Origin of the sequence: Rosistilla ulvae, from assembly GCF_007741475.1 — a bacterium.
Taxonomy (GTDB): domain Bacteria; phylum Planctomycetota; class Planctomycetia; order Pirellulales; family Pirellulaceae; genus Rosistilla; species Rosistilla ulvae.
In genome coordinates this window covers 7,099,105-7,124,946 of record NZ_CP036261.1, presented here as the reverse complement: position 1 = coordinate 7,124,946, position 25,842 = coordinate 7,099,105, and the positions used below count along the sequence as shown (strand labels likewise).

General features: G+C 57.4%; 18 protein-coding genes. 14 read left to right on the top strand and 4 right to left on the bottom strand.

Translation table 11 applies throughout. The annotated features are described in order from the left end of the window. The first annotated feature begins 158 nt into the window (after positions 1 to 158). From EC9_RS25075 to EC9_RS25055, 5 genes are all read left to right on the top strand, one after another. Positions 159 to 2,042, top strand: coding sequence for a M20/M25/M40 family metallo-hydrolase (locus EC9_RS25075; protein WP_145348726.1), 1,884 nt, complete (start codon positions 159 to 161; stop codon positions 2,040 to 2,042). Positions 2,043 to 2,201: 159 nt separating this feature from the next. Beyond that, positions 2,202 to 2,789: an OmpH family outer membrane protein gene (locus EC9_RS25070; protein WP_246105869.1), complete on the top strand. Its 588-nt coding sequence runs from the start codon at positions 2,202 to 2,204 to the stop codon at positions 2,787 to 2,789. A 34-nt stretch (positions 2,790 to 2,823) separates the two neighbouring features. After that, on the top strand, positions 2,824 to 3,705 hold the full coding sequence (lpxC, locus tag EC9_RS25065) for a UDP-3-O-acyl-N-acetylglucosamine deacetylase (RefSeq protein WP_145123486.1): 882 nt from the start codon (positions 2,824 to 2,826) through the stop codon (positions 3,703 to 3,705). Positions 3,706 to 3,826: 121 nt separating this feature from the next. Then, positions 3,827 to 4,633, top strand: coding sequence for an acyl-ACP--UDP-N-acetylglucosamine O-acyltransferase (lpxA, locus tag EC9_RS25060; protein ID WP_145348725.1), 807 nt, complete (start codon positions 3,827 to 3,829; stop codon positions 4,631 to 4,633). A 57-nt stretch (positions 4,634 to 4,690) separates the two neighbouring features. Further along, on the top strand, positions 4,691 to 5,788 hold the full coding sequence (locus EC9_RS25055) for a Gfo/Idh/MocA family protein (protein WP_145348724.1): 1,098 nt from the start codon (positions 4,691 to 4,693) through the stop codon (positions 5,786 to 5,788). 35 nt (positions 5,789 to 5,823) lie between these two features. Here EC9_RS25055 and EC9_RS25050 read toward each other — a convergent pair whose 3' ends face one another. Both EC9_RS25050 and EC9_RS25045 read right to left on the bottom strand, forming a co-directional pair. Further along, a complete protein-coding gene (locus EC9_RS25050) occupies positions 5,824 to 8,988 on the bottom strand; it encodes an error-prone DNA polymerase (protein WP_145348723.1) in 3,165 nt (1,054 codons plus the stop codon). A 346-nt stretch (positions 8,989 to 9,334) separates the two neighbouring features. Continuing rightward, positions 9,335 to 10,483 carry an AraC family transcriptional regulator gene (locus tag EC9_RS25045; RefSeq protein WP_218934430.1) on the bottom strand — a complete coding sequence of 383 codons (1,149 nt, stop codon included), beginning with the start codon at positions 10,481 to 10,483 and terminating at the stop codon, positions 9,335 to 9,337. A 273-nt stretch (positions 10,484 to 10,756) separates the two neighbouring features. Here EC9_RS25045 and EC9_RS25040 point away from each other — a divergent pair, with 273 nt between their 5' ends. The 9 genes from EC9_RS25040 (at position 10,757) to EC9_RS26800 (ending at position 21,272) form a co-directional block, all read left to right on the top strand. Then, the gene (locus tag EC9_RS25040; RefSeq protein ID WP_145348721.1) at positions 10,757 to 11,743 is read left to right on the top strand and encodes a DUF1559 domain-containing protein; all 987 of its coding nucleotides are present in this window, start codon (positions 10,757 to 10,759) and stop codon (positions 11,741 to 11,743) included. A 191-nt stretch (positions 11,744 to 11,934) separates the two neighbouring features. Further along, a complete protein-coding gene (locus EC9_RS25035) occupies positions 11,935 to 12,249 on the top strand; it encodes a hypothetical protein (protein ID WP_145348720.1) in 315 nt (104 codons plus the stop codon). Positions 12,250 to 12,401: 152 nt separating this feature from the next. Next, positions 12,402 to 15,557, top strand: coding sequence for a DUF1553 domain-containing protein (locus tag EC9_RS25030; RefSeq protein WP_218934429.1), 3,156 nt, complete (start codon positions 12,402 to 12,404; stop codon positions 15,555 to 15,557). Further along, a complete protein-coding gene (locus EC9_RS25025) occupies positions 15,547 to 16,971 on the top strand; it encodes a DUF1501 domain-containing protein (protein ID WP_218934428.1) in 1,425 nt (474 codons plus the stop codon). Before EC9_RS25030 ends, EC9_RS25025 begins: the two co-directional genes overlap by 11 nt. Before the next feature lie 81 nt (positions 16,972 to 17,052). Then, the gene (locus EC9_RS25020; protein WP_145348717.1) at positions 17,053 to 17,661 is read left to right on the top strand and encodes a DJ-1/PfpI family protein; all 609 of its coding nucleotides are present in this window, start codon (positions 17,053 to 17,055) and stop codon (positions 17,659 to 17,661) included. A gap of 172 nt (positions 17,662 to 17,833) precedes the next feature. Then, the gene (locus EC9_RS25015; protein ID WP_218934427.1) at positions 17,834 to 18,643 is read left to right on the top strand and encodes a sugar phosphate isomerase/epimerase family protein; all 810 of its coding nucleotides are present in this window, start codon (positions 17,834 to 17,836) and stop codon (positions 18,641 to 18,643) included. A 43-nt stretch (positions 18,644 to 18,686) separates the two neighbouring features. Further along, positions 18,687 to 18,947, top strand: coding sequence for a hypothetical protein (locus tag EC9_RS26805; protein ID WP_218934426.1), 261 nt, complete (start codon positions 18,687 to 18,689; stop codon positions 18,945 to 18,947). 65 nt (positions 18,948 to 19,012) lie between these two features. Beyond that, a complete protein-coding gene (locus EC9_RS25010) occupies positions 19,013 to 20,629 on the top strand; it encodes a sodium:solute symporter family protein (RefSeq protein ID WP_218934425.1) in 1,617 nt (538 codons plus the stop codon). A gap of 505 nt (positions 20,630 to 21,134) precedes the next feature. After that, positions 21,135 to 21,272 (top strand): hypothetical protein, encoded by a 138-nt coding sequence (locus EC9_RS26800; RefSeq protein ID WP_218934424.1) that lies wholly within the window; start codon positions 21,135 to 21,137, stop codon positions 21,270 to 21,272. 741 nt (positions 21,273 to 22,013) lie between these two features. Here EC9_RS26800 and EC9_RS25005 read toward each other — a convergent pair. Both EC9_RS25005 and EC9_RS25000 read right to left on the bottom strand, forming a co-directional pair. Then, the gene (locus tag EC9_RS25005; RefSeq protein ID WP_145348714.1) at positions 22,014 to 23,561 is read right to left on the bottom strand and encodes a sulfatase; all 1,548 of its coding nucleotides are present in this window, start codon (positions 23,559 to 23,561) and stop codon (positions 22,014 to 22,016) included. 1,219 nt (positions 23,562 to 24,780) lie between these two features. Beyond that, complete coding sequence (locus EC9_RS25000; protein WP_145348713.1) at positions 24,781 to 25,806, bottom strand: NADP-dependent oxidoreductase; 1,026 nt, start codon at positions 25,804 to 25,806, stop codon at positions 24,781 to 24,783. Positions 25,807 to 25,842 lie beyond the last annotated feature (36 nt).

Here is a 25,842-nt window from a genome sequence, read left to right as displayed (position 1 = left end):
GCGGCTTACCACCGCACCGTAGCCCTGCAAATCGCTGCGCGACCGGTTGTTGGGGCGGGTGAATCGGCGACAATCAAGTTTGTCGTCTTTCACACCCATTAATCCAGTGAGCCGGTCGCTGTTACTGCGACGGGCCTCCCATCGACGGAAATTCAAGGTTGAATATCTACGCGCGGCTGTCCACGGTCCTGTTGGTTTTTGTTGGTCTGCCTGTTGCACTTGCGAGTGCCGAGGAGCTGTCGCAGCAGCGAATGCAATCGCTCAAGGCGAGCGATCTCGAAGCGGCTGAGCGGATCGATCGCGACATCCGCTATTTCGCCAGCGAAGAACTCAAGGGTCGCGGCGTCGGGACTCCCGAAATCGCTCAAGCTGCGGAGTTCATCGCCGAGCGATTTGCTAGCCTCGGCCTGCGAACCGAATTGATCGACAGCCAGCCCTTTCAGTCGCTAGCCGTCGATTCGACGACCACGGTCGGCGACCCTGCAAAAAATCATGTGCAGATCGACCGTCAGGGAGCCGCACCGCTGAACCTTCAACTGGGCAAGACCTTCACCCCGCTAGCGCTCGGCAGTTCGGGACAGGTTCAAGCTCCGTTGGCCTTCGTCGGTTATGGGATCACCGCGCTGCAAGCCGGCTACGACGACTACGCCGGTCTCGATGTGCAGGGCAAGATCGTGATCGTGCTCCGCAAAGAACCGCGTTTGGGCGATCCGAACAATCCGCTCGGCAAAACCAGTCCCACACCAGCAGCCTACTTTTCGACGAAGATGAGCGGCGCGATAGCGCACGGCGCCGTCGGGGTGATCGTCGTCAACGACCACGCTTCGGCGATCGAATTGGGCAAGCAAGATGATAGCAATTCAGAGGACGCGCTCCTGGAGGTCACCGATGCGGGCAACGGCAGCGCCGACAAGAAACTGCCAACCGTCTGCGTCTCTCGGGCCGTGATCGACGGCTTGCTGCAGCAGTCGATGGGCCGATCGCTGCTGGATATCGAACAGTCGATCGACCGCGACTTCCGTCCGATCAGCGGCTTGTTGCCGGGCGTGACCGCGTCGATCCAAACCGATCTGCAAACCGACAAGGTGATGGCTCGCAACGTGATCGCGGAACTGCCCGGCAGCGGATCGCTGGCCGAGGAGACGGTGATCGTCGGTGCTCACTACGATCACGTCGGGATGGGAGGCATCGGTTCGCTGGCTCCCGGAACAATCGCGGTTCACAACGGCGCCGACGACAATGCTAGCGGGACCGCCGCGCTGCTGGAGATCGCGCGGCGGCTGAGCCAATCGCAAGAGCCACAGCGCCGCCGGATCGTCTTCATCGCCTTCACCGGCGAAGAGCGGGGGCTGTTGGGAAGCGCTCATTATGTCCGCAATCCGCGGTTTGGCTTGGAGCAGACGGTGGCGATGTTGAACCTCGACATGGTCGGCCGACTGAAAGGGAACGTCCTCTCGATCTATGGAACCGGGACCGCCGAAAACTTTGACGCGATGGTCCGCCAGCTGAACGAGCAGTTTCAATTTTCGTTAGACATCGATCCCAGCGGCTACGGCCCCAGCGATCACCAATCGTTTTACGAGAAGAGCATTCCCGTTCTGCATTTCTTTACCGGGCTGCACAACGACTATCACCGACCAAGTGATGATTTCGACAAAATCAATTTGATCGGACTGACCCGGATAACCGATATGGTTACCGAGGCGACACGTGAAATTGCGACCGAACCGCAGCGGCCCGTTTTCCAGACCACACGGCGAGGAAAGGGGATTCGCAAGCAAAAAGCCGCATATTTAGGTGTTCAGCTTCGCATGTCGGACGATCGGGTAACGATTGTCCAAGTGGTTCCCGATGGGCCTGCGGCACAGGCTGGTTTGATGGTGGGCGACGCTCTGATTCAGGCTGGGGACCAGAAATTAACATCGATCCAAACGGTGTTGGACTATTTGGCGAGGCATGCGGGAGGCGAGACGCTTGAGTTTCAAGTGCTTCGCCAAGGGCAGCCTCGCAGCGTGAAGGCGACATTGGGCGAAAAGAAATGACCGTTTGGGTCATCTTTTGGTCAAATTAATCTTTACGCGAACTGGACAGGTCGGCAGAATAGCCGCCCCGTAGGTCGACTCATGGAATGTGTCGATCGCCGCAGGTTGAGACGCTCGGCCCGTGGCAAAACTACAACGCACCAGACAAGGAGAGCAGACGTGCGGATTACCAAGGCAACGACCATCATTCTCGGTACCCTGTTGAGCATCGCGATGGTGCCAGCGCTGGCATCGGCCCAACAAGCTGCTGGCGGCAAGATCGCTGTGATCGACGTCGCGTTCATCTTCAAGAATTCCGACGCCATCAAGTCCGAAGTCGCTCAAATCGAAAACTCGATGAAGGCGTACGAGCAAGAGATGGCGAACGTTCGCAAGTCGATGCAGAAGGAAGCTGAACTGCTGAAGACTTACAAGCCAGGTTCGCCCGAATACGCTGGCCAAGAAGAGAAGCTGGCTGGAATGGAATCCAAGGTCAAACTGGAAACCATCCGCAAGCGTAAAGAATTGGCGGACGCCGAAGCGCGTATCTACTTCGACAACTACCAAAAGATCCGCGCCGTCGTGAAGCAGGTTTCCGAATACAACGGAATCGACCTGGTTCTGCGTTACAACAGCGAAGAGATGGAACTGGAAAAGCAAGATTCGGTTCTGCGTGGCGTGATGAAGGGTGTGGTCTACCACAGCCCTAAGTTGGACCTGACCCAAATGGTCATGCAAGCCATGGGCACCAAAGTCGCCACTCGCTAGTTTTTGTTTTCGGTCGATATCGGAGTTCGTTCCTATGACTTGTCAGCGAGTCGAGCACACGATTGAAGCAGCTTGCCAAGTGACCGGCCGCGGTTACTGGTCGGGCCAGCAGGTCACGGTGCGTTTCCTGCCGGCTGACCCAGGCTCGGGGATCCGATTTGTCCGCACCGATCTGCCTGGGTGCCCAAGTGTCCCAGGCTTGGTCGGGTTTCGCCAAAGCATGTCGCTGCGAACTGTGTTGAGCAGCGACACCGGGGCTGTGGTCTCGATGGTCGAGCATTTGATGGCGGCGCTTTCGGCGCTGCAGATCGACAATTGCGAGATCCAAGTCGATGCCGAAGAGATGCCCGGAATGGATGGTTCGGCAGCGGCATTTGTCGATGCCCTCAACTCCACAGCTCGCGTCGAACAAGCGACTACGATCCGGCCCTACCGGGTCGATCGTTTGTTGCGAATCGGTTCGGCGTCGAATTGGATCGAGGCTTCACCAAGCGATTCGGATAGTTTCGAAGTCGAATACCGGTTGGATTACGGCGACGATTGCCCGATCCGTCCGCAGACCGCGGCGTTCCAGGTGACTCCCGAATCGTTCGCCAAAGAACTGGCTCCAGCGAGAACTTTTGTGACCGCGGACCAGGCCAAACAGTTGCGAGCCAGCGGCGTTGCTGGACACGTAACGAATCAAGATCTGTTGATTTTCGACGACCATGGGTTAGTCGAAAACAGCTTGCACTTTGAGAATGAGTGCGCACGTCACAAAGCGATGGACTTGGTGGGCGACCTGGCACTGGCCGGATTCCCGCTGATCGGACGTTTTGTATCCCACCGCGGTGGACACGAACTGAACGCTTCGATGGCAGCCGAATTGCAACAATTGAGCTGTCGGTCGATGAACGGTTCTCGTAAAACGGCCTGAGGCAGTTGCCGCAAGTCGGAATTGCCGTCGTTGGGCAAATGTTGATACGATCAAACGACGCAATGGATGCGTCACTAATTAACTAAACGGACCACCGTGGCCCAAGGAAGGGCTTTCCCCTATGAGCGTCACCATCGCGCACACCGCCGTCGTCGACCCTCGCGCTCAATTGGGCGACGATGTTCGCGTCGGCCACTTCTGCCTTATCGGACCGCATGCTCGCATCGGCACCGGAACGCAGATCGAAAACCACGTCACGATCATGGGACACACCACGATCGGTGAAAACAATCACATCTTTCCCAACGTGGTGATCGGTGGTGAACCGCAGGACCTCAGCTACCAAGGTTCGCCAACGCAGGTCATCATCGGCGATGGGAATGTGATCCGCGAAGGTTGCACGATCAATCGCGCGACCGAAAAAGAAGATGGGATCACGTCGATCGGCGACCATTGTTATTTGATGGCTTACGCCCACGTCGCCCACGATTGTCGTCTGAACGACCGGATCGTGATGGCCAACAACTGCATGTTGGGTGGACACGTTCACATCGATCACGATGCGATCTTGTCGGGCGGCGTCGCCGTCCACCACTACGCATCGGTTGGGGCCTACTGCTTCATTAGTGGACTCTCGCGCGTCAAGCAAGACGTGCCGCCATATATGTTGGCTGAAGGATCGCCCGCCCGCCCGCGAACCGTCAACGTCGTCGGACTCAAACGCAACGACTTCAGCAACGATGAAATCCGCGTGATCACCGAGGCGTTTAAGCTGTACTATCGCCGCTCGGTTGGCGTCGCTGAAACGCGGCAGCGCCTGCTCAACAGCGGACCGATCCAACCGTCGCTGCTGCGACTGCTCGATTTCCTGGAACATCAAACCGGCGGCAAGAATGGCCGCGGACGCGATCGCCGCAAGGCTGCTTGATCGGGCGTCCACCGACAAATCTGCCACTTGGCCCAACGATAACGGAGTAGAGAGAAGATGACTCGATTGAAGCTTGGCGTAATCGGAGCGGGCCACTTGGGCAAGATCCACGCAAAACTGCTCAGCACGATCGACGACGTCCAACTGGTCGCCGTCAGCGATCCCTTCGCCGCCGCTCGGCAAGCGATCGAGGATCAGTTCAGCGTGCCAACTTTCGCCGACTATCGCGATCTGCTGGGACTTGTCGACGGCGTGATCCTAGCCGCCCCGACCGATCTGCACGCGGAGATCGGCAGCGATGTGCTTCGCGCCAAAAAGCATCTGTTCATCGAAAAACCGATCACCACGACCAGCGAAGATGCCGACCGTTTGGTCGCCTTGGCCAAACAAAACGGTTGCACGCTGCAAGTCGGCCACGTCGAGCGGTTTAATCCCGCTTGGTCGGCTGCCGAATCGATGCTCGAGCATCCTAAATACATCGAAGCGGTTCGAGCCAGCAGCTTTCCCGGCCGCTGCTTGGACGTCGGCGTTGTCATGGATTTGATGATCCACGACATCGACCTCGTCCTCTCGCTGACCTCCGCCCCGGTCCAACGGATCGACGCCAGCGGATTGTCGGTGATCAGCGATCACGAAGACGTTGCCGAAGCTCGGATCACGTTCGAATGCGGTCTAGTCGCCAACCTGAAGGCATCGCGAATCAGCCCTGCGGCAGCTCGAACGATGCAGGTCTACGGCCCGCGAGGCTACGCCAACATCGACTTCTCCGGTCCTTCGGCGACCTTGATTCAGCCCGAGGCGTCGATCGCCGAACGGTCGTTCGAATTGACAGCCGCCGGACCGCTGGCCGACTTCCGCGAGCAATTGTTCAGCCATTGGTTGGCTTCGCAGTCGCCGGAGATCCAACCGAGAAACGCGATCTTGGACGAACAGCACGACTTTGTGATCAGCATCCAAAGCGGCAGCCAGCCGACGGTCAGCGGTGCCGATGGCGCTCGCGCTGTCGCCGTGGCTGAACAGGTTTTGGAAGCGATCGACTGCCGTCAATGGCTCGGCGACGCAAGCGAACCGGAACAAGTTGGTGCGTTTGCCACTCCGCCCGAATCGGTCGAAGCGGCCAGCCAACGGATCCATCAACAGCGCAAAGCTGCGTAATTTGAAGGTCGCCGTCTGAGTCCCGATCGTCGGGATCAATGGAAGTCGCGCGATTGGATGTCGACGCTGTCGAATTGTTCCGACAGATCTTCCAATCGGCCGACGATCACGTGGATCACTCCTTTGCGATTCTCCAGTTTGCCGTGGACCAGCCAGAAGTTGCTGGTCCGTGCGATCGTAAAGAACTGCTGCCAAACCTTCGGGAACAGGACCAGGTTCATCGCTCCGGTTTCATCCTCCAGCGTGACAAAGGTGATTCCTTTGGCGGTCCCCGGCCGCTGACGCAGCACGACCAGCCCGGCGACGCGGATATGTTGGCCGTCGCGCATCGGTGGCAACTGGTCAGCTCGAGAGACTTGCAGTTCGTTCAGATGCTCGCGGTAAAACGAGATCGGATGAGCTCGCAGACTCAGCCCCAGCGTGCTGTAATCCGCATGCACCTCTTGCATCGACGACAGCGTTCCCAAGCTTGTCGGGACCTCGTCGTCGTCTCCCGATTCGTTTTCGGCAAACAGCGGCGTCCGTTCGGGATGGTCGTCTTGCGCCAACGATTCCCAGATCGCAGCCCGCCGGTTGGGAGACATCGACCGCAGCGCGTCGGCGTCGGCCAGTTGCGATGTTTGCGCACTGCTGAGCCCCGCACGCCGCGTCAGGTCGGCCAAGCCGGTGAATCGCCCCGATGCGTTGCGAGCGTCGACGACCTGCTGCGCCGTCGACTCCGCCAGCCCGCGAACCAATCGCAGGCCAAGCCGCACGGCGAGCGAACGCGCCGAGTTGCCGCTGCCGCCGGCCGCCGGATCGATCGGCTGCAGCGTGCAGTCCCAGTCGCTGTCGTTTACATCGGGCGGAAGCACCTGCACGCCGTGCTGTTGTGCGTCGCGAACCAATTGCGCCGCGGAATAGAACCCCATCGGCTGGCTGTTCAATAGCGAAGCACAATAGGCGGCTGGGTAGTGACACTTCAGATAAGCCGACGCGTAGACGAGCAGCGCAAAACTGGCGGCGTGCGATTCGGGAAAGCCGTATTCGCCGAAGCCGCGGATCTGCGTGAAGACGTGTTCGGCAAACTCGCCCCCAAAGCCGTTGGCCTGCATCCCTTCGAGCAGCTTTTTGCGGAATTGATCGATCACTCCCGGACGCCGCCAAGCTGCCATCGCACGCCGCAATTGATCGGCTTCTCCCGGCGTAAACCCGGCCGCGACAACGGCCAGCTTCATCGCTTGCTCTTGAAAAATCGGCACGCCCAGCGTCTTCTCCAACACGCCCCGGATCGCTTCGCTGGGATATTTTACCTGCGAACGATCCTGCCTAGCTTGCAGATAGGGATGGACCATGTTCCCCTGGATTGGACCGGGACGGACGATCGCAACTTCGATCACCAGATCGTAATAACAGCGCGGACGCAGCCGCGGCAGCATGCTCATCTGAGCTCGACTTTCGATCTGGAAAACGCCCACCGTATCGGCCGCGCAGATCATGTCATACGTCGCGCGATCGTCCGGTGGGATCGTTGCCAGCGTCAACGCGCGGCCGGAGTGATTTTCAACCATGTCGAAGCAGCGATGGATCGCCGAAAGCATCCCCAGCGACAGGCAATCGACTTTCAAGATCCCCAATTCATCCAGGTCATCTTTGTCCCACTGGATCACCGTACGGCCTTCCATCGCCGCGTTTTCGATCGGGCACAGCTCCGACAGCAGCCCCTGAGTCATCACCATTCCGCCGACGTGTTGCGATAGATGGCGCGGGAAGCCACGCAGCGATTCGACAAGATGCAGGAACCGTTGGCCGACCTCGCTGCCCAGCGGCAGGCCCGCCTTTTCGGCTAGGTCGGGGAAGTCCTCTTGTCCGTAGCGTTCAGCCACTTTGGCCAAAGCATCGATGCAATCCAGCGACACGCCCAACGCTTTGCCGACTTCGCGAATCGCACTCTTGGTACGATACGACGTCACCGTCGCCGTCATTCCGCAGCGATCGCGGCCGTACTTTTCGTACAGATATTGCAGCACCTCCTCGCGGCGTTGGTGCTCAAAATCGACGTCGATGTCGGGTGCCTCCGCTCGCTCGCGGCTGATGAATCGCTCGAACAACAGGTCCATCTCGGCCGGGTTGATCGACGTCACGCCCAAGCAATAACAGACAGCGGAATTGGCCGCCGAGCCCCGGCCCTGGCAGAGGATCCCGCGGCTGCGAGCGAATCGAACCGCATCCCACACGGTCAAGAAGTAGGCTTCGTAGTGGAGCTCCTCGATCAGCTGGGTCTCGTGCCGCAGCATCTCGATCAACCGCTGCGGCACCCCCTCGGGGTAACGCTGTTTGGCCCCGTGCCAGGCCAATTGTTTTAGGTAGTCGATCGCTGAGACGCCGTCGGGGGCGAGGTCTTCTTTGGGATATTCGTACCGCAGTTCGTCGAGCCGGAAGTTGCAGCGGTCGGCGATTTCGCAGCTCCGCTCCAACAGTTCCGGTTGCTCGCCGAAGATCTCCGCGATCTCATCGAGCGAACGCAGGTGGCGTTGGCTGTTGGCAAATCGATCCTCTTGAATCGAATCGATCGTCGTCCCCAGTCGGATCGCGGTGACGAGATCGTGGACCAACATCCGCTGGTGCGAGTGATAGTGAACGTCGCCGGCGGCGACCAACGGCAGCGATGTTTGCCGCGATAGGTCGATCATTCGCGCCAGTTGTTCGCGATCGTCGACGCCTCGTTGCAGCGAGCACAACAGATATCCACGGTCGCCAAACAGATCGTGAAACCGGCCCAAGGCCTGCCGCAAATCGACATCTTGCGTCGGCGAAGCCTCCGTCGCCGCGCGATCCCGCGGCGACGGAACGATAGCTCCCGCCAGCAGCCCTTGCTGGTGATCGACAAGATCCTGCCAGTGCAGTTCGCACTCCCCCTTCTCTGCCCGCAACCGACCGGCGCTCAACAGCTGGCACAGCCGCCCATAGCTCGCTCGATCAGTCGCCCAGACGACAACCGGCGTCGCGTCGGTGAAATGCAATTCCGCACCGATCAACAGCTTCAGCCCAACATCTTTGGCCGCCGTATGCGCCCGCACCACCCCGGCCAACGAATTGCGATCGGTCACCGCCAGCGCACGGTAGCCCAATCGATGCGCCTGATCCGCCAATTCCGCCGGATGCGAAGCTCCCTCGAGAAACGAAAAATTCGATTTGCAATGAAGTTCGGCGTATTGCATCCAATAAAAGAACGTGTTGCCGCAAGGAATGAAAGACTGATATATCTGTGATGGAGAACGGTATACACCGCAGCAGCCCTACCCCATCCTGCCCGCCGATGTTTTTGATTGTCATCGACTCCTCCGGCTATCGCAAGCTCGCTAACGCTTCGCCCCCCCCGACCAGGACCTTTCGGCGGGGCTCCATGCAATCGCACCATACAGCGGAGAAACCGAGTCGAAACATCTCTCCAACTTGGAGTGAGGCATCACTTGCCCCCCAAGGCAAGAAAGGTGTTCGATATCGCCTTGTGGATTGCGTGAACAACCGCATCCACGTTCTGTCAGCATGGTGGCTCATCTGGAACTAGCGAGGTTTATGTTGCCGGCGATAGACGCCAGGTGTCATGCCTTTGTGTTTCCGAAAAACTTCCACCATATATTGAGCTCGGGAGAATCCAGCGCGTTGGGCGATGCCGTCGAGATTGATGTCGGTTTCGCGAAGCAGCCGACACACCTGTTCAACGCGAACGCGAACGATTTCCTCATTTGGTGAACGTCCGAGAAACTGCCGGAATCCTCGTTCCAGTGAGCTACGCGACAGGGGCACTTCGGTCATTAAATCGGTAACGTTCAATCCATCCGTGGCTCTTTCACGAATGATTTGAATCGCTCGCGACAACCACGGGTCGTCGATTGCCACGATATCCGACGATTGCCTTGTCTCTACACCAAGTGGAGCCAGTAGCGCCGATCGAATCTCAAGATCTTCTCCTCGCATCATGCGTTCCAACATGCGAGCTCCTTCGTATCCCAGTTGTTCTCCTGGGAAGCGAACGCTACTTAATGGCGGCGTACTCATGGTGGCCAACAGTTCGTCGTTTTCTACCCCCACGACCGCGATATCTTCAGGAACACGAATGGAAAGTCGGAAGCAGGCATCGAGCAACCAGCATCCCAGTTGGTCTGTACAAGCCATGATGGCGGTTGGTCGCGGAAGCTCGCGAATCCAATCCATCAGTTGACGCTGCTGAGACTCCCACGCCTCCGCTTTCTCCAGTTGTCCAGGTTGACGAAAGACCGAACATTGGAAACCACGTTCGTGCAGGAACGACACAAATTTCTTGCGTCGTTCGACAAAGTAAGGTTCGACGTCCAACGCGAAAACGCCAAAGTGTTGAAATCCTCTTTCCAGAAAATGTTCGGCCACCATCGTCGCGACCAAACCATTGTCGATGCCTAAGTGTGGCAGCTTCGTATTCCACCGCCGTGAGCGAAGTTCCACCGCCGGGATGCCGGTTCGACGAACCGCACTGGCGATCGCATAGCTTCCCGATCGCGTGAGGATGCCATCGCCATGCCAGCTGCGAAGCCAAGAGGGCGGCTTGGAGTCGAGATCGCGCGCCTCAACGAATAACGACCAAGGTTCGTGTTCGTGTGTGTATCGCTTGATGCCACGCAACAGGTCTCGTCCGTAAGTTCGAGACGTTTCAATGATCAGTGCTACACGTCGCATCGCAATTTCCCCTCGCATCGAAACGCATTGTCCCCCTTCAATATCGTCGCACCGACCCTGCATGTTGACCCTAGGACAGGGGAGCGCATCTGCAGCCGCAATGACAAGATACCGTAACTCTTTTACGCAAATAAGGAATGACACTCGGCCGAACGTGACGTTTAATTAAGTCACTCCGCCGAGCCATTACGTGCAACTTAAAGGTGGGTGATCTCGCTTAGCGGTCGAGGACGTTCCTCGAATTCACCTTTTCCTTTCATTCCGAGGTGCCCGATGCTACAGAATCGTCCCCAACCCCGCAGAGGTTTTACTCTCGTAGAACTGTTGGTGGTCATTGCCATTATTGGAATACTGGTTGGGCTGCTGCTGCCAGCGGTGCAACAAGCGCGTGAAGCGGCGCGGCGGCTTCAGTGCAGCAATCAACTGAAGCAATTCGGATTGGCCATGCACAACTATCACGACACTCACGGCAAGCTGCCTCCGGGGTCGCGTTGGAAAGGAGCACTTCCGGGTAACGCAACGACTCCTAAACATCCCTCTGGAGGAACTTGGGTGGATGATCAAAGCTGGTCGCAGCCCCTTCTGCCCTTTATCGAGCAAGACGCGCTCTTTGAATTGATCGATTCGAACGTCAATTGGATGAACAATGAGGCGGGTCAAAACACAAACGAAGCAGCGCGGCGAACGCGTGTGGCAGCTTTCGAATGTCCCTCCGCTGGGATGCTGCTGCACAATCCCACTTCACCGCAGTTTGTCCGCTGGAGAGGAAACTACATCGTCAACTTTGGGAATACCAATTACGGACAGCAAACCAAAGGTTCGGTGACGTTCCGAGGAGCGCCGTTCCGGCAAGGGACCAATCAGCAATTTCGAGACATTCTGGATGGTTTGTCGACCACCCTGCTAATGTCGGAATGCATCGCGATGGACTCCGATCCCATTCATGGCGGATATGCCAGATCCGCAGGAGGTCAGCAGTTCACAACATGGCTATCACCGAACGCTTCGGCGTGCGATGAGATTACGCGGCAAGAGCCAACTGCCGAAGAACAGGCCAGCGTTCAATTCTGCACGACACTTCTAGCCGGTAACTGGACGGCAGTCCATAAGCAATTGGTCGCCGCCCGAAGCAGGCACCCCGGCGGTGTGCAGACGGCGCAATGTGATGGTTCGGTGAGCTTTGTCAGCGAAACAATCGACTTGGCGATTTGGCGTGCGAAATCGACCTCCCAGGGCCGCGAAGTCGTTGCCGGATTGTGATTCAATCACGAACAGCCATTCCCAGAAGAGGAGATTTTGCCGTGTTTATTAGGCGACGAACAAAACCATGTTGCCCGCAGTCGGTGCTGTTTGGTGTTGCGGTTGGTCTACTCACGTTCTCGGGGTGTACTTCGCAAACAGACCTCGACCGCATTCCGGTTTCAGGAAGGGTCACTGTCGATGGGCAGCCATTGAATGAAGGATCCATTCAATTCATTCCTCATGGAGAGACCAAAGGCCCCATGGCAGGAGGACGGATTGAAAATGGAATCTACCAGCTTGCCGCCGACGCAGGACCTTCGGCAGGGCAGCACGTGGTTCGTATCGCGGGTAAACGAAAGTCAGGCCGGAAGATTCAAGTGCCTCCCGACGAATACTCGCCCGAAGGAGCTGTCGTCGAAGAAATGGTCGACGCGGTTCCCGCTCGATATGGCGAGAATTCGGACTTGATTCGCGACATTGCCTCTCCATCGACTGAAATCAACTTTGAATTGGAATCCCAATGATCTTCACTTCGATACTCTCCCGCGAGAATCGATATCCGTTGTGCCTTGTGATGCTCTTGTTCGCCACTTCTCCTGTCGTGGCGAACCCACCAGGGAACGGGAAACCGATCTTGCCCTTCGCTTCCTGGAATTTTGATGATGCCAACAAACGAATGTTTCATGACGCAGGACCCTGGCAACTCGCTGGCCACTCTCGCGACGAAATCGCTTCTGCACCGAGTGGATTTGCGGGACGTCCGTCGGTCATCGAATTTTCCTCAGGCGACAGTCGCTCGCGTGTAGAAATTCCTTTGGAAGATCCAGCCCGGCAGGCGATGGAAAGTTTGTTGGATGGTTCGTTCACATGGCAGGCATGGATCTACGACTCGGCACCTTCTCCCGATGGAAAGACGAACTACGCACTCCTCTACTATGTCGACCACAAGCAATTCACCAGTAATTCCATGTGGTTTTACCGTGCCCGGCAGGATGGAAGTTATCGGTTTCGGATCGTAGATATCGAAGGACGTCAGTCGGGCGTAGAGATTCCTGCCCTCAAGCCCAACGGCGAAGGGGATCGACAATGGCATCACTATGCCGTGGTGGTCGACCGATCGTCGGACGACTTGGGGCAATGGAGCATTCGCGGCTATCGTGACGGAGAGCTTATTGACGAACAACGGTTGCCAGAAGACGTGGGTGCGATTCGGCATCACGGACAGCTGATTTTTGGCAACAGTCACCTTGCCAACGCTCCCTGGCGCGGTGCTATCGACGATGTTGCTTTACTTCCGGTCGCATTGAATTCAGACGAGGTCCGGCAACACTTTCGTGAGAACAAGGATCCCAAGGTTCCGACGGCCGAGGAGCTTGACGCCGAGAAAGAGCACTTCTTCGAAGCGAAGATTCGCCCGTTGCTTATCGACAGATGCACCGACTGTCACTCCGGCGACGAATTCTCTGAATCCCCCTTGGCGTTCAATTCACGCGGCGCTCTCTTGCGCGGTGCTGATTTTGGCCCCGCCGTGATCCCAGGCAAAGGGAGTGAAAGCCTGTTGATCCAAGCGGTCCAGTGGAACCACAAAGCCTTGAAGATGCCACCCGACGAAGGCGACCGACTGACCAAGCTCGAAATCGATGATCTACGACGTTGGATTGACGATGGAGCCTACTGGCCATCAGGCGACGTCGTTCGTGAGGCGGAAATGTCGCTCTCCGAAGTTGGAGAAGAAAAAGTGGAGTCGGACCACTGGGCCTTTCAGGCTCGCACGCGTCCGGACCCGCCAAATGTCGAGGATCCGGATTGGAATCGGACGGCCATCGATCGCTTTCTATTCACCGAAATGTTGGAACAGCAGATCGAACCCAATGGTGTCACAGACAAGAGAACTTTGGTGCGCCGGGCAACTCTCGATCTGACGGGACTTCCTCCAACGCCTGAAGAGGTCGAAGCATTCCTCAACGACAACTCGGGCCAGGCTTTCGAGCGTGTGGTCGATCGCTTGCTCGCTTCGCGTCACTATGGAGAACGCTGGGGACGTCATTGGCTGGATATCGCTCGGTACGCTGACACCCAAGGGGATGTCGGCGACTTTCCCATCCCGACGGCCTACCTCTATCGCAACTGGGTCATCGACGCTCTGAACGCGGACATGCCTTACGACCGCTTCATTCAAGCTCAACTGGCGGGTGACCTTTTAGCAATAGACGCTGACAGTGAGGAAGAGGCGCGAGGGATGATGGTTGCGACAGGGTTCCTGGCACTCTCGCGACGATTCGGCAATACGAAATATGATGACGCGCATCTGATGATTGAAGACACGATCGATACGCTCGGCCGAGGCGTGTTGGGTGTCACGATACGATGTGCGCGTTGCCACGATCACAAGTTCGATCCCATTTTGCAGTCGGACTATTTTGGTCTGTATGGAATCTTCGAGAGCACGCGCTACCCGACCATGGGAGCTTCCAACCAGAAGTCGCCAGCGTCATTGTCCCCCGCGGTCCCCGATCCCGAATTGCGAGCGGAACTCGATCGCTACTACAGGACGCTGGAACGCTACTACTATCAAATCAACAACAAGAACCGCCCCTGGCTGAAACCAACGCTCAAAGAATTTGAGAAGGTCTCGAAGCAACTGAAAGATGCCAGCCTGTCAGATGACCAGCGAAGCAAACTGGAAGAGCGGCGTGATTCGCTTCTTGCATTTCGCGTTGGAGCGTTTCGCGAACTCATGTTGCACGGCATCGGCTGGATCAATCGCGAGAAAAACCGACTCGCCGATAATCCGCCCACCGAAGCCGTGTTTGCTGTGAGTGAAGGGAAGGCCACCGATTCCAAACTGCACCTGCGAGGCAATCCCGAGCAACTCGGCCGCGTCGTTTCGCGACGATTCCCCTTGGTGCTAACCGAAAAACAGGGCGACTCTTCCCAATGGCAAGGCTCGGGACGACTTGAACTGGCCCAATGGTTGACCTCTTCGGATCATCCATTGACTCCTCGTGTCATCGTGAACCGGGTTTGGCAATACCACTTTGGTCGCGGGCTGGTGGGAACGAGTAGCAATTTCGGCGTTAAAGGAGATCTCCCCTCGCATCCGCAACTGCTGGACTACCTGGCCAACACCTTCGTCGAAACGGACAACTGGTCACTCAAAACGCTGCACCGTCGCATCATGCTTTCGAGGGCCTACCAGCTTTCGAGCCAAACGACCGACGAAAGCCTTCAGGAAGATGCCGACAATGTCTATTTAGCGAGATACTCTCGACGAAGGCTTGAGGCCGAAGTCATCCGAGACTCCATGCTCGCAATCAGTGGCAAGCTTGACCATAGCCGCGGAGAAGCATTCCCTTTCCCTCATTGGAAGTCCCGGTCGTATTCCTTGAATAATCCGTTCAAGGCAGAGTATCCCAGCAATCGCCGCACTGTCTATCTCATGACGCAGCGATTGTTCAGACAACCGCTCTTCACATTGTTCGATGGCCCAGATCGCAATCAATCGACCGAGAAGAGGACGATTTCGGCCTTTCCAACCCAGGTTCTCTTCTTGCTGAATTCACCTTTCGTGCAGGAGCAGGCCGAGGCCTTCGCGGCAAAGATCGTTCGTGCAGCGCCACGCTCACCGGAGACCATCGAGCTCGCGTACCAGAGCGTCTACGGAAGAGGCCCCACAGCCGCAGAAGTCGATATCGTGACACAACAAGTGCAGGCACTCACAACTCAAATTCTCGAATCGGGTTCGAACGACTCGCAAGAGGCACGTCGATCGGCATGGACGGCCGTCGCCAAATCGCTCTTCGCCAGCAACGAGTTCCTGCATGTGGAGTAAAGCAAACATGAAACCCAACTCATTCTCACTCAGTCGTCGTTCAGCCCTTCGCTGTGGATTAACGGCATGTGCTGCGCTAGGTTCTGGAGGCACATCGACTCAGGTGCTGGCCGCCAATCGAGACCAATCGATTCAGCACTTCCCTGCCAAGGCCAAACATGTAATCGTCCTTTACATGTCCGGGGGATTTTCACACGTCGATACGTTCGACCCCAAGCCACTCCTGGCGCGCGAGCACGATCGTTCTATCGGCCTTGAATCCGAGAGCACGGTTTCGGGAATGCCAAAGGTCGATCGGTTTCTGAAGGCTGCTTCGTGGAAGTTCCGTCCGAACAAAGACTGCGGTACCGAAGTGAGCGATCTGTTTCCTCATATCCGCGAGATCATGCACGAAGCGGCGTTGATCCGTTCGATGAACAGCGACCACCGAGACCACGGGGAAGCAACGCTTCAGCTTCATACCGGGAGCACGTCTGTCGCGATGCCCAGTGTCGGAGCGTGGTTAAGTTACGGCCTGGGGTCCCTCAACCCGCAACTTCCTTCTCACGTCGTGTTGTCGGAGCATCGCCCCTACAACGGCCCGCAGATCTGGGATGCAAACTTCCTGCCAGCGTTGCACGGCGGCGTGCGCATTTTACCGGGCAAAGAACCGTTGCCTTTTTTAAAGTCTCCGAATCCTGACATGATTCGAGAATTTGAATTTGATCTCCTCGCAAAACTGAACCAACAACACGTCCAGCAACGACACGACGATGGCCAACTTTCGGGAAGGATCGGTGCCGCCCAGTCTGCACGCGGACTGCAGCAAGCCGCTCCGGAGGCATTGGACCTCTCGAAGGAATCGAAAGAAACGCTTGATCTTTATGGCTCAAAACCTGGAGACGTCACGTCGTATGCTGCGCAATGCATCATGGCGCGTCGATTGGTCGAACGAGGTGTGCGTTTCGTGGAAATCATCGATGCGGTGGGCAGTTGCAGTGACAACTGGGACGCCGCCCACCGTGACATTGCGAGCCACGCCAAATACGCGAAACGTGTTGATCAACCTGTCGCGGCTCTCATTTCCGACCTCAAACGCATCGGCCTCTTGGAAGAAACACTGGTTGTGTTTTGTACTGAATTCGGCAGAACTCCCTGGGCCCAAGACGGCAAGGGAACTAAGAGCCGCAGCCACCATCCCCAGGCATTTTCGTGTTGGTTGGCCGGAGGCGGCGTCAAGCCGGGCGTTATCCATGGTCAATCGGATGACATCGGGAACTTAGTGGAAGAGGACATGGTTCACATCCACGACTTCCATGCCACGATCCTACGAATCATGGGCTTGGATCATACACGGCTGACCTACCGCCATGCCGGACGAGACTTTCGACTCACGGATGTCCACGGACATGTTGTCGATCAAATCTTGACTTGATCGACAAGCAACACCCACGACCTCTCTTCGACATTCAAGCTAATTCCTAATTACTAATCACGACCCTCGATTGAAGATTCTATGGCAAGCAATATTTTAATGCCTATCGGTGACGGCACCGAAATGATGGACACGCTGTACCCTATCTTCCGTCTTTCGGAAGAGTGTTTTGAAGTTGTGGTCGCGGGTCCCGAGGCACGCACCTACCACGGAGTAATGCATGAGATCCCTCCTGCGGAAAACGTGCCATGGGACATCACGCGGGAACAGCCGTCCTATCACATCCGTGCCACGGAGGCTTTCAGCGACATCAAGCCAAAAGACTACGATGGGCTCTTTCTTTCTGGCGGCAGGGCTCCAGAGTACTTGCGATACGACCAGGATCTGCTGCGAATCATCAAGCACTTCTTTGACGAGAACAAACCGGTGGCGATGGTCTGCCACGGAGTCGAGCTTGCCGCTGCCGCCGGTTGCTTAAATGGCCGCAAAGCGACGACGGTCGCCAAGTGCGCCCTAGACATCACCCAGTTCGGTGGCGTCTATGCCGACGAGCCGTGCGTTATCGATGGTAACCTGATCTCCTGCCGAACATGGCACGACTATGCCTTAATTTTTAAACCGTTCCTCAGCGCGTTGGAAAAATCCCGAGTGATTCAAGACAACGGATCCAATGAGCAAGTTCATGCATAACCGCAATCAGCAAACGGAAATCGCATCCTCTGCCAATGCTCGCGTTGTATCGCGGCGCGATGTTTTGCAGAGGGCAGTCGCTGCGGCCGGCACCATCGCAGCGTTGCCAGGTGTGGGCCTGGGCGAGGAAGCCACGTCGACTCGATGCACGTTGGGATTCAGTACCTATGGCATGAAGTCTCTCAAGACGGAACAAGCCATCGATGCAATCGCCGAGATTGGTTTTGATGCGATCGAAATCGCGGTTCGTCCCGACTGGGAATCCGCTCCTGCAAACATGCCGCCCAAACGCCGCACTGCGATTCGGAAGCAGCTCTTCGAAAAACAACTACGCCTGAGTTCGTTGATGGAGCATCTTGAACCGAGTCATGATGACCGAGTGCATCGCAAGCATCTGGATCGCTTGAGTCAAGTGTTTGAGTTGGCGGAAGCTTGGCAGCCGAACCAAAAGCCTTTGGTTCAAACCACGCTCGGTGGGGGGCACTGGGATAAGCGTCGCACTTTTTATGTCGACCGCGTTGGCGATTGGCTTGCGACGGCCAAAGAACATGAGATCGTGCTCGCGGTCAAACCACATCGCGGCGGTGGGATGTCCCGTCCCAGCGAAGCTGCCTGGCTGATCCAGCAATTGGGCAATTCGCCCAACTTGAGAATGGTATACGACTACAGCCACTATGCGTTCCGCGATATGCCGTTAAACGAAACCGTGGCAACGGCGTTGCCCTACACGGCGCATGTTGCTTTGAAAGACGTACGGCAGCGAGATGGCAAAGTCGATTTTCTATTGCCGGGAGCTACAGGGAATGTCGATTTCCCAAACCTGTTTCGCCAGTTCTATACGGGCGGTTACCGTGGTGACATGAACTGTGAAGTGAGTGGGATGGTGTGGGGCAAGCCCGGTTACCAACCCATCGAATCGGCGCGGCAATGTTATGCCTGGATGTCTCAAGCGATGCAACAGGCAAATGTGCCGCGCGTTTAGTCGCCGCCAGCATCCCCGCCCCGATCTCACCCACCGGTATCCAATGAAACCCCAACCCGTCTCAACAACCTCCCGCACGCTTAGCATTCTAGCGGCCGCGATCGTTGTTCTTGCATTACTCATGGGGGTTGGCCCCGGCGTTTTGCTGGTCAATCGACCCTCGATGTTCCTTGGCTTGCCCCTCGTCTACTCCTGGGGTATCGGATGGTACTTCGTGATGTGTGCGGTGGCGATCGTTTCGTATCGATGGATTTGGCGTGGTGAAATGGCTGACGAAACCACGGATGAGGACGATTTCGTATGAATGATCTTCCCCACATCGCAACGCAAACCCAGTCGCTTGGTTGGATCCCTTTGGGGGTCCTGATCGTGTACTTGATCGTCCTGCTGCTCATAGGACTCGTCGGATACCGCCACAGCAAAACCGGAGAAGAGGACTACTATTTGGCCGGGAGAGGTCAGAGCTGGATGATCTCCTCCTTGACGATCATGGCGACCTTCTTCAGCTCTTTTGCCTTGCTTGGGGCCCCAGGCATGGTTTATCGCGAGGGAGTTGTCTTTGCGTTGGTAAGCCTCAACGTTCCCATCGCGGGTTTCTGTGTTTACCTGCTCGGCTCGCGAATTTGGCTAGCCGGTCGCAAGCACGGTTACGTGACCCAGGCAGATATGCTTTGCGAGCACTACGATAGCCACTTGCTCTTGCGTCCACTCATTACATTTGTCGGTGTGTTGTTTGCGATTCCCTACGTCATCATGCAATTGAAAGCGGGCGGCGAACTCGCATCGGTTCTGTTCTCCGAATATGACCATGCCTTTGAAATAGGCACCACGGTATTGGCTGTCATTACAGCCCTTTACATCATGATCGGTGGGATGCGCAGCGTCGCGTGGACGGATGCATTGCAATGCATCCTGCTGGTTTTGGGAATGATCCTCGCAGGCATCGTGATGGTCGTTAGCCTCGGCGGCCTGTCGGGTTTCCGGGATGCCGTCGCAAGCCTTCCCGAGTCTTCGCTTACGGTGCCTGGCAATAGCGGATTTTGGCAGCTGCCGATGCTCTTTAGCGTCTGCATCCTGATGCCGATCGGAGGAATCATTCAACCGGCACAGTGGATGCGATTTTACGCCGCGCGCGACCGCGACGCGCTGAAGAAGAGTGCTTTGATCTTTATCATTCTGCTGACGGGCTGCTTTATGTTTGGCATCATGCTGGTAGGGCTTGGAGGGCAAGCACTCTATCCGCTGCAGATCAGCGAGGCAGGGATCCAGCCGGCACCTGGGATTGAGAACTACGACCAAATCCTTGTGGTCATCCTTCGCGATCATCTTCCAGCTCTGTTGGGGCCAGTCATCGGAGTCGCCTTTGCGTCTCTGACAATTGTCGCGATCATGGCCGCAGCGATGAGTACCGCAGATAGCAATCTACACGCATTAAGCGCTCTGGTGACCCGGGATATCTACGATCGATTCATCCGGCCACAGGCTGGCGAACAGGAACGCGTTTGGGTTGGGAGGTTGGTGATCTTGGCAGCGACAACGGCCTCGCTGTTGGTCGTATTGATTGCCAGTCGTCCCGAGAGTGGCATTTCGGGCTTCATGGAAATGATCGTCGACTTGGCGCTATTCGCGGTTGCCTTCAGTGTTCAACTTCTCCCCATGACGATCGACGTGCTGTTCCTGCGACGGGGAACCGGCACCGCCGCCTCGTTAGGGCTGATCGCTGGCTTGCTGACCGCCTTCCTCTTCACTTCGCTCTTCCCACCCCTTGCCCTCTGGCTGGGGAATCCGGGGCTCGATTTCCTGCTCTCGATCGTTCAGCAAGCCAAAACCTATGTCCCTGTTCACGCTTCCGCTTGGGGCCTCGCCGCCAACGTCTTCGTCTTTGTCGGGGTGAATCTTTTCTGTAAACGATCGACACCTGAGAGCTCACAGAAGATGTCTGGTCCAGTCAGCCAATCTGAACCACGCAGCCCGATTCGCACTTGAGCTTCGCCCTGTGGAACCCAAAGCTCAAAACCACTGAGATTTCTCACCACGGATTATTTCCCACCTTCAATCTCTTTTGCCCGGGGAGCGGCTTCGACGGCATCCAGATACGCCGCAGCGGGCTCGCCGTTGATGGTTTCAGCGTTGGTATCTGGTTCAGAGGGGAAAGATCGGAGACGCGAGTTTGCCGGATGTTGAGTCTTCGTCCCCAAAGCACTGGCAGAGCCAGTGGCACCCAGGGCCAGTCCAGGTAAGTGGCTACCCGACACACCGGCAGAGCCAGTGCCACCCATGACAAACCTGGTGGCCACCTCCGAACAACCCCAGTGGCAACCCGAAAGCTCTCATTGCAATCCAGTTGCGTGTGCCACTGGCTCTGCCAGTGCTTTGGGGACGAAGTCTCAACGTCCGGCAAACCTATTGGTGCTGCCAACGAGATGTGGGTTGCCAATCTTGAAAAGTATTGAGGGTGGGCAGGCTGCTGGACCCGACAAGCAGCAGCGACATGGACGAAGTTGAATCGTTGGTCCCCGATGCCAAGCGTAGCACTTCGGTCGTGATGCACTGGCAGAGCCAGTGGCACTCAAGCCCAGTCCAGGTAAGCGGCTACCCGACACACCGGCAGAGCCAGTGCCACCCATGACAAACCTGGTGGCCACCTCCGAACAACCCCAGTGGCAACCCGAAAGCTCTCAATACAATCCAATTGCGTGTGCCACTGGCTCTGCCAGTGCTTTGGGGGGACGAAGTCACAACGTCCGGCAAACCTTTTGGTGCTGCCAACGAGATGCGGGTTGCCAATCTTGAAAAGTATTGAGGGTGGGCAGGCTGCTGGACCCCGACAAGCAGCAGCGACATGGACGAAGTTGAATCGTGGGTCCCTGATGCCAAGCGTAGCACTTCGGTCGTGATGCACTGGCAGAGCCAGTGGCACTCAAGCCCAGTCCAGGTAAGCGGCTACCCGACGCACCGGCAGAGCCAGTGCCCCCATGACAAACCTGGTGGACGCCTCCGAACAACCCCAGTGGCAACCCGAATGCTCTCACAGCAATCCAGTTGCGAGTGCCACTGGCTCTGCCAGTGCTTTGGGGGGACGAAGTTTCAACGTCCGGCAAACCTTGAGTATCACCAACAAGATGCGGCTCAAATTACAACTCCGACGACTCGGGCAATTGCACCTTTTGACTCACGGGGTCGGGGCACCGGGCCGAACGGCACCCCGACACCACCGTCTGTCAATTCCATCTCGATTTCAACGCAAATCGTCGGGCAGCTGGATCTACAGGGTTCGCGTGATAATCACCACGCTCAGTCCGCTGGCCTGGACAATGCAAATTGCTGGAGCTTCGCCCAGCGGAACCCAACGACAACAACGCCCTGTCTCTCAGTCGCGAGTTACCTTCGATCCCCACCAGTCTTTGTTCGGTTGGAAATCTTCTGCGAGGAATCGGGCGTGCTGACGTTCCAACGCCGGTTTGCGTTTCGATTCGATCTGCTGTTGTTGCTGTTCCTTCTTGGCCGCGTCGAAACGTGGGTCGGGTTGGGGGATCCGAGCTCCTGTCGCCTCGAGCCATGCATCCAATTGGACTCGTAATCGGCTCGCCAGTTCGGGCTGCTTCGTCGCTCGATCGGTTTGTTCTCCGATGTCGTCGGCGAGATGGTAGAGTTCGTCGCGGCCATCTTCATAATAATGGATCAGTTTCCAGTCGCCGTCGCGGATGATCGACGACGGTTCGCCACCTTGGTTGCCGTAGTGCGGGTAGTGCCAAAACAGCGGTCGGGATTCGATCGATCGGCCGCGCAACAACGGCACGAGGCTGACGCCGTCGATCCCTTTGGGCGACGCGAGGCCGGCGAGTTCCAGGAGTGTCGGGTAGAAGTCGGTTCCGATCACCGGCGTGTCACAGTGGCTGCCAGCCGCGGTGATGCCCGGGGCTTTGATGTAGAACGGCTCGCGAAGGCCTCCTTCCCATTGCCGTCCCTTGCCGCCGCGGAAAGGGAGGTTCGATGTGGCAAAGGCATCGCCTGAAGAGACGCCGCCGTTGTCGCTGGTGAAGATCACGACGGTGTTTTTGTCGAGTCCGGTTTGCTGCAGCGTGTCCAACACGATGCCGACGGCGTTGTCCATCGACTCCATCATCCCGGCGTAGATCGGACAATCTTGCACCTGGCGAACGGGGAGCGTGCGATCGATCAGAAACCGTTCTTCGGGCTGTTCGCCAGCCATCACTTTGTCGCGATATTTTTTCCACAGTTCCGGCGTCGTTTGAATCGGGCCGTGGACGCTGTAGAACGAGAGGAAAGCGAAGAAGGGGCGGTCGGCTGAATCGCGGATGAAGCCGGCTGTTTCGTCGGCCAAGCGGATCGGCAGCGATTCTCCGGCTGGGCCATCGGTCAATTTTGGGTTCTTGTACGGCGAGAAAAATCCGCCGGGCGGACTGCCGCGATGATGGCCGCCGCGATTGATGTCGAAGCCATGGTCCTCGGGCATCGATCCCTCGCCACCAAGATGCCACTTGCCGGCAAAAAATGTGGCGTAGCCCGCGTCGCGTAGCGCTTCGGCGACCGTTGTTTGGTCCAGTGGAAGGTTGTGTTCGTATTCGGCTGGCAAGACACGATCGTTCCGCCGCCACTTCAGCCCGCTGGCCGCACCGATCCAATCAGTGATCCCATGCCGTGCCGGATAGGTTCCCAACATGATGCTCGCTCGCGAGGGGCTGCAGACTTGGCAAGCAGCGTAGCCCTGCGTGAATCGCATCCCGTCGTTGGCGATGCTGTCGATCCGCGGCGTCTCGTAAAACGAGCTCCCTTCGCCGCTGAGATCCTTGCAACCGAGATCGTCGGCGAGGATGAACAGGAAGTTCGGCTGTTCGTTTTCCGCAACCGCGGGGAGAGCCAAGCCCAGCAGGATTCCAATCGCAAGCAGTCTCATCACAGTCTCGCCTCTGCAAATTCGTATCAACCAGTCGGGACCCGATCGATTCCTATGGGAAGTCGCATCGGTCCGCCCAGTTTAGCTGAAGTGCGAGGTGGATGTTTAAAACACTTGCCGGTAGAGAATCACAGATGCTTCGGGATGCCACGGGCTTGGCCCGTGCTGCGTAGAAAGGCACTGGCCGAGCAAGTGCACCCGGGCGGATGGTTGCAAAACAGTCGCCGGTTGAGAATCACAGATGCTTCGGGCTCGGCCCGTGCTGTGTAAGGGGTAAGAGCACTGGCGGAGCCAGTGGCACCCGGACGGAAGGTTGCGAGAACCGTTGCCGGTCGAGCATCACAACTGCTTCGGGGTGCCACGGGCTCAGCCCGTGCTGTGTAAGGGGTAAGAGCACTGGCCGAGCCAGTGGCACCCAAGCGGATGGTTGCAGGAACAGTCGCCGGTTGAGAATCACAGATGCTTCGGGGTGGCACGGGCTCGGCCCGTGCTGTGTAAGGGGTAAGAGCACTGGCGGAGCCAGTGGCACCCGGACGGAAGGTTGCAGGAACAGTCGCCGGTTGAGAATCACAGATGCTTCGGGGTGGCACGGGCTCGGCCCGTGCTGTTTAGGATCTAAATGTCACGGCCGAGCCAGTGGCACCCGGACGGATGATTGCAAGAACAGCCAGCTGGTCGAGCATCACTGCTGCTTCGGGGTGCCACGGGCTCAGCCCGTGCTGTGTAAGGGGTAAGAGCACTGGCCGAGCCCGTGGCACCCAAGCGGATGGTTGCAGGAACAGTCGCCGGTTGAGAATCACAGATGCTTCGGGGTGCCACGGGCTCAGCCCGTGCTGTTTAGGATCTAAATGTCACGGCCGAGCCAGTGGCACCCGGACGGATGATTGCAAGAACAGCCAGCTGGTCGAGCATCACTGCTGCTTCGGGGTGCCACGGGCTCAGCCCGTGCTGTGTAAGGGGTAAGAGCACTGGCCGAGCCCGTGGCACCCAAGCGGATGGTTGCAGGAACAGTCGCCGGTTGAGAATCACAGATGCTTCGGGGTGCCACGGGCTTAGCCCGTGCTGCGTAAAAAGGCACTGGCCGAGCCAGTGGCACCCGGGCGGATGGTTGCAAAGACAATCGCCAGTAGAGAATCACAGATGCTTCGGGGTGCCACGGGCTTGGCCCGTGCTGCTTAAAAGTTAAAAAACACTGGCCGAGCCAGTGGCACCCGGGCGGTCAAACAATGTGAACCAGTTGTTTGCCCAGGTTCTCTCCTTCGAACAGGCCGATGAACGCTTGCGGTGCATGCTCGATCCCCTCGCTGACCGTCTCTTCCCACACTATTTTTTTGGCTTCGATCAACGAGGACATCTCCTCGACGAATTCGTCTTGGGCATCCATGTGGTCGCGGACGATAAAGCCTTGCATTCGCAAGCGTTTGGCGATCACTTTAAACAGATTCCGCGGCGCGACAGGCGGTTGGGTCGCGTTGTACGTGGAGATCATTCCGCATTCGACACAGCAACCAAAGTCGTTCATCACCTCGATCGCTGCCTCCAGATGATCGCCACCGACGTTGTCGAAGTAGACGTCGATGCCATCGGGAGCGTGCTCCGCCAAAGCCCCTGCCAGATCATCGGTCTGTTTGTAATTGATGACAGCATCGATGCCGGTCTGCTCGCGCAGCCAATCGATTTTCTCCGACTTGCCAGCGCTGCCGATCACCCGACAGTCTTTCGCTTTAGCCAACTGGCAGACGATCGATCCGACAGCTCCCGAAGCGGCGGAGACAAAAACGGTGCTGCCAGGTTGCAACTTGGCGATCTTGTTCAGCCCGACCCAGGCGGTCATCCCCGTCATTCCCAACGCGCCAAGATAAGCCTGCGCCGGAGCTCGCTTAGCATCGACAACCACGACGCCCGCGCCGTCGGACTTCCAGTACTCCCGCCAACCGAGGTTGCCCAGCACCATCGCCCCGGTCTTGAACTTCGGATGCCGCGATTCCACCACTTCGCCAACACATCCGCCTTCCAACGGCTCGCCGATTTGGAACGGTGGCACGTAGCTTTTCCCCTCTTTCATCCGGCCTCGCATGTAGGGATCGACCGACATCCAATGGTTCTTGACCAGGAACTCCCCCTCGCCGATCGGTGACAATTCAGCTGTCTTCAGTTGGAAGTTGGCTTTCGTCGGCATCCCGTCGGGACGCGAAGCGAGTTCGATCTGTCGCGATCGCGTGGCTTGCGTGGCGTTGGTTGACATCGAGGTATCCGTTATACAAGAGGTTGGGTGATGTGT

What these genes read in the sequence shown, in the direction of transcription:
- lpxC (WP_145123486.1), top strand. Translation starts at nt 2,824, where the DNA reads ATGACTTGTCAGCGAGTCGAGCACACGATTGAAGCAGCTTGCCAAGTG.
- EC9_RS25025 (WP_218934428.1), top strand. Translation starts at nt 15,547, where the DNA reads ATGTGGAGTAAAGCAAACATGAAACCCAACTCATTCTCACTCAGTCGT.
- EC9_RS25015 (WP_218934427.1), top strand. Translation starts at nt 17,834, where the DNA reads ATGAAGTCTCTCAAGACGGAACAAGCCATCGATGCAATCGCCGAGATT.
- EC9_RS25045 (WP_218934430.1), bottom strand. Translation starts at nt 10,483, where the DNA reads ATGCGACGTGTAGCACTGATCATTGAAACGTCTCGAACTTACGGACGA.
- EC9_RS25030 (WP_218934429.1), top strand. Translation starts at nt 12,402, where the DNA reads ATGTTTCATGACGCAGGACCCTGGCAACTCGCTGGCCACTCTCGCGAC.
- EC9_RS26805 (WP_218934426.1), top strand. Translation starts at nt 18,687, where the DNA reads ATGAAACCCCAACCCGTCTCAACAACCTCCCGCACGCTTAGCATTCTA.
- lpxA (WP_145348725.1), top strand. Translation starts at nt 3,827, where the DNA reads ATGAGCGTCACCATCGCGCACACCGCCGTCGTCGACCCTCGCGCTCAA.
- EC9_RS25040 (WP_145348721.1), top strand. Translation starts at nt 10,757, where the DNA reads ATGCTACAGAATCGTCCCCAACCCCGCAGAGGTTTTACTCTCGTAGAA.
- EC9_RS26800 (WP_218934424.1), top strand. Translation starts at nt 21,135, where the DNA reads ATGGACGAAGTTGAATCGTTGGTCCCCGATGCCAAGCGTAGCACTTCG.
- EC9_RS25020 (WP_145348717.1), top strand. Translation starts at nt 17,053, where the DNA reads ATGGCAAGCAATATTTTAATGCCTATCGGTGACGGCACCGAAATGATG.
- EC9_RS25005 (WP_145348714.1), bottom strand. Translation starts at nt 23,561, where the DNA reads ATGAGACTGCTTGCGATTGGAATCCTGCTGGGCTTGGCTCTCCCCGCG.
- EC9_RS25000 (WP_145348713.1), bottom strand. Translation starts at nt 25,806, where the DNA reads ATGTCAACCAACGCCACGCAAGCCACGCGATCGCGACAGATCGAACTC.
- EC9_RS25050 (WP_145348723.1), bottom strand. Translation starts at nt 8,988, where the DNA reads ATGCAATACGCCGAACTTCATTGCAAATCGAATTTTTCGTTTCTCGAG.
- EC9_RS25055 (WP_145348724.1), top strand. Translation starts at nt 4,691, where the DNA reads ATGACTCGATTGAAGCTTGGCGTAATCGGAGCGGGCCACTTGGGCAAG.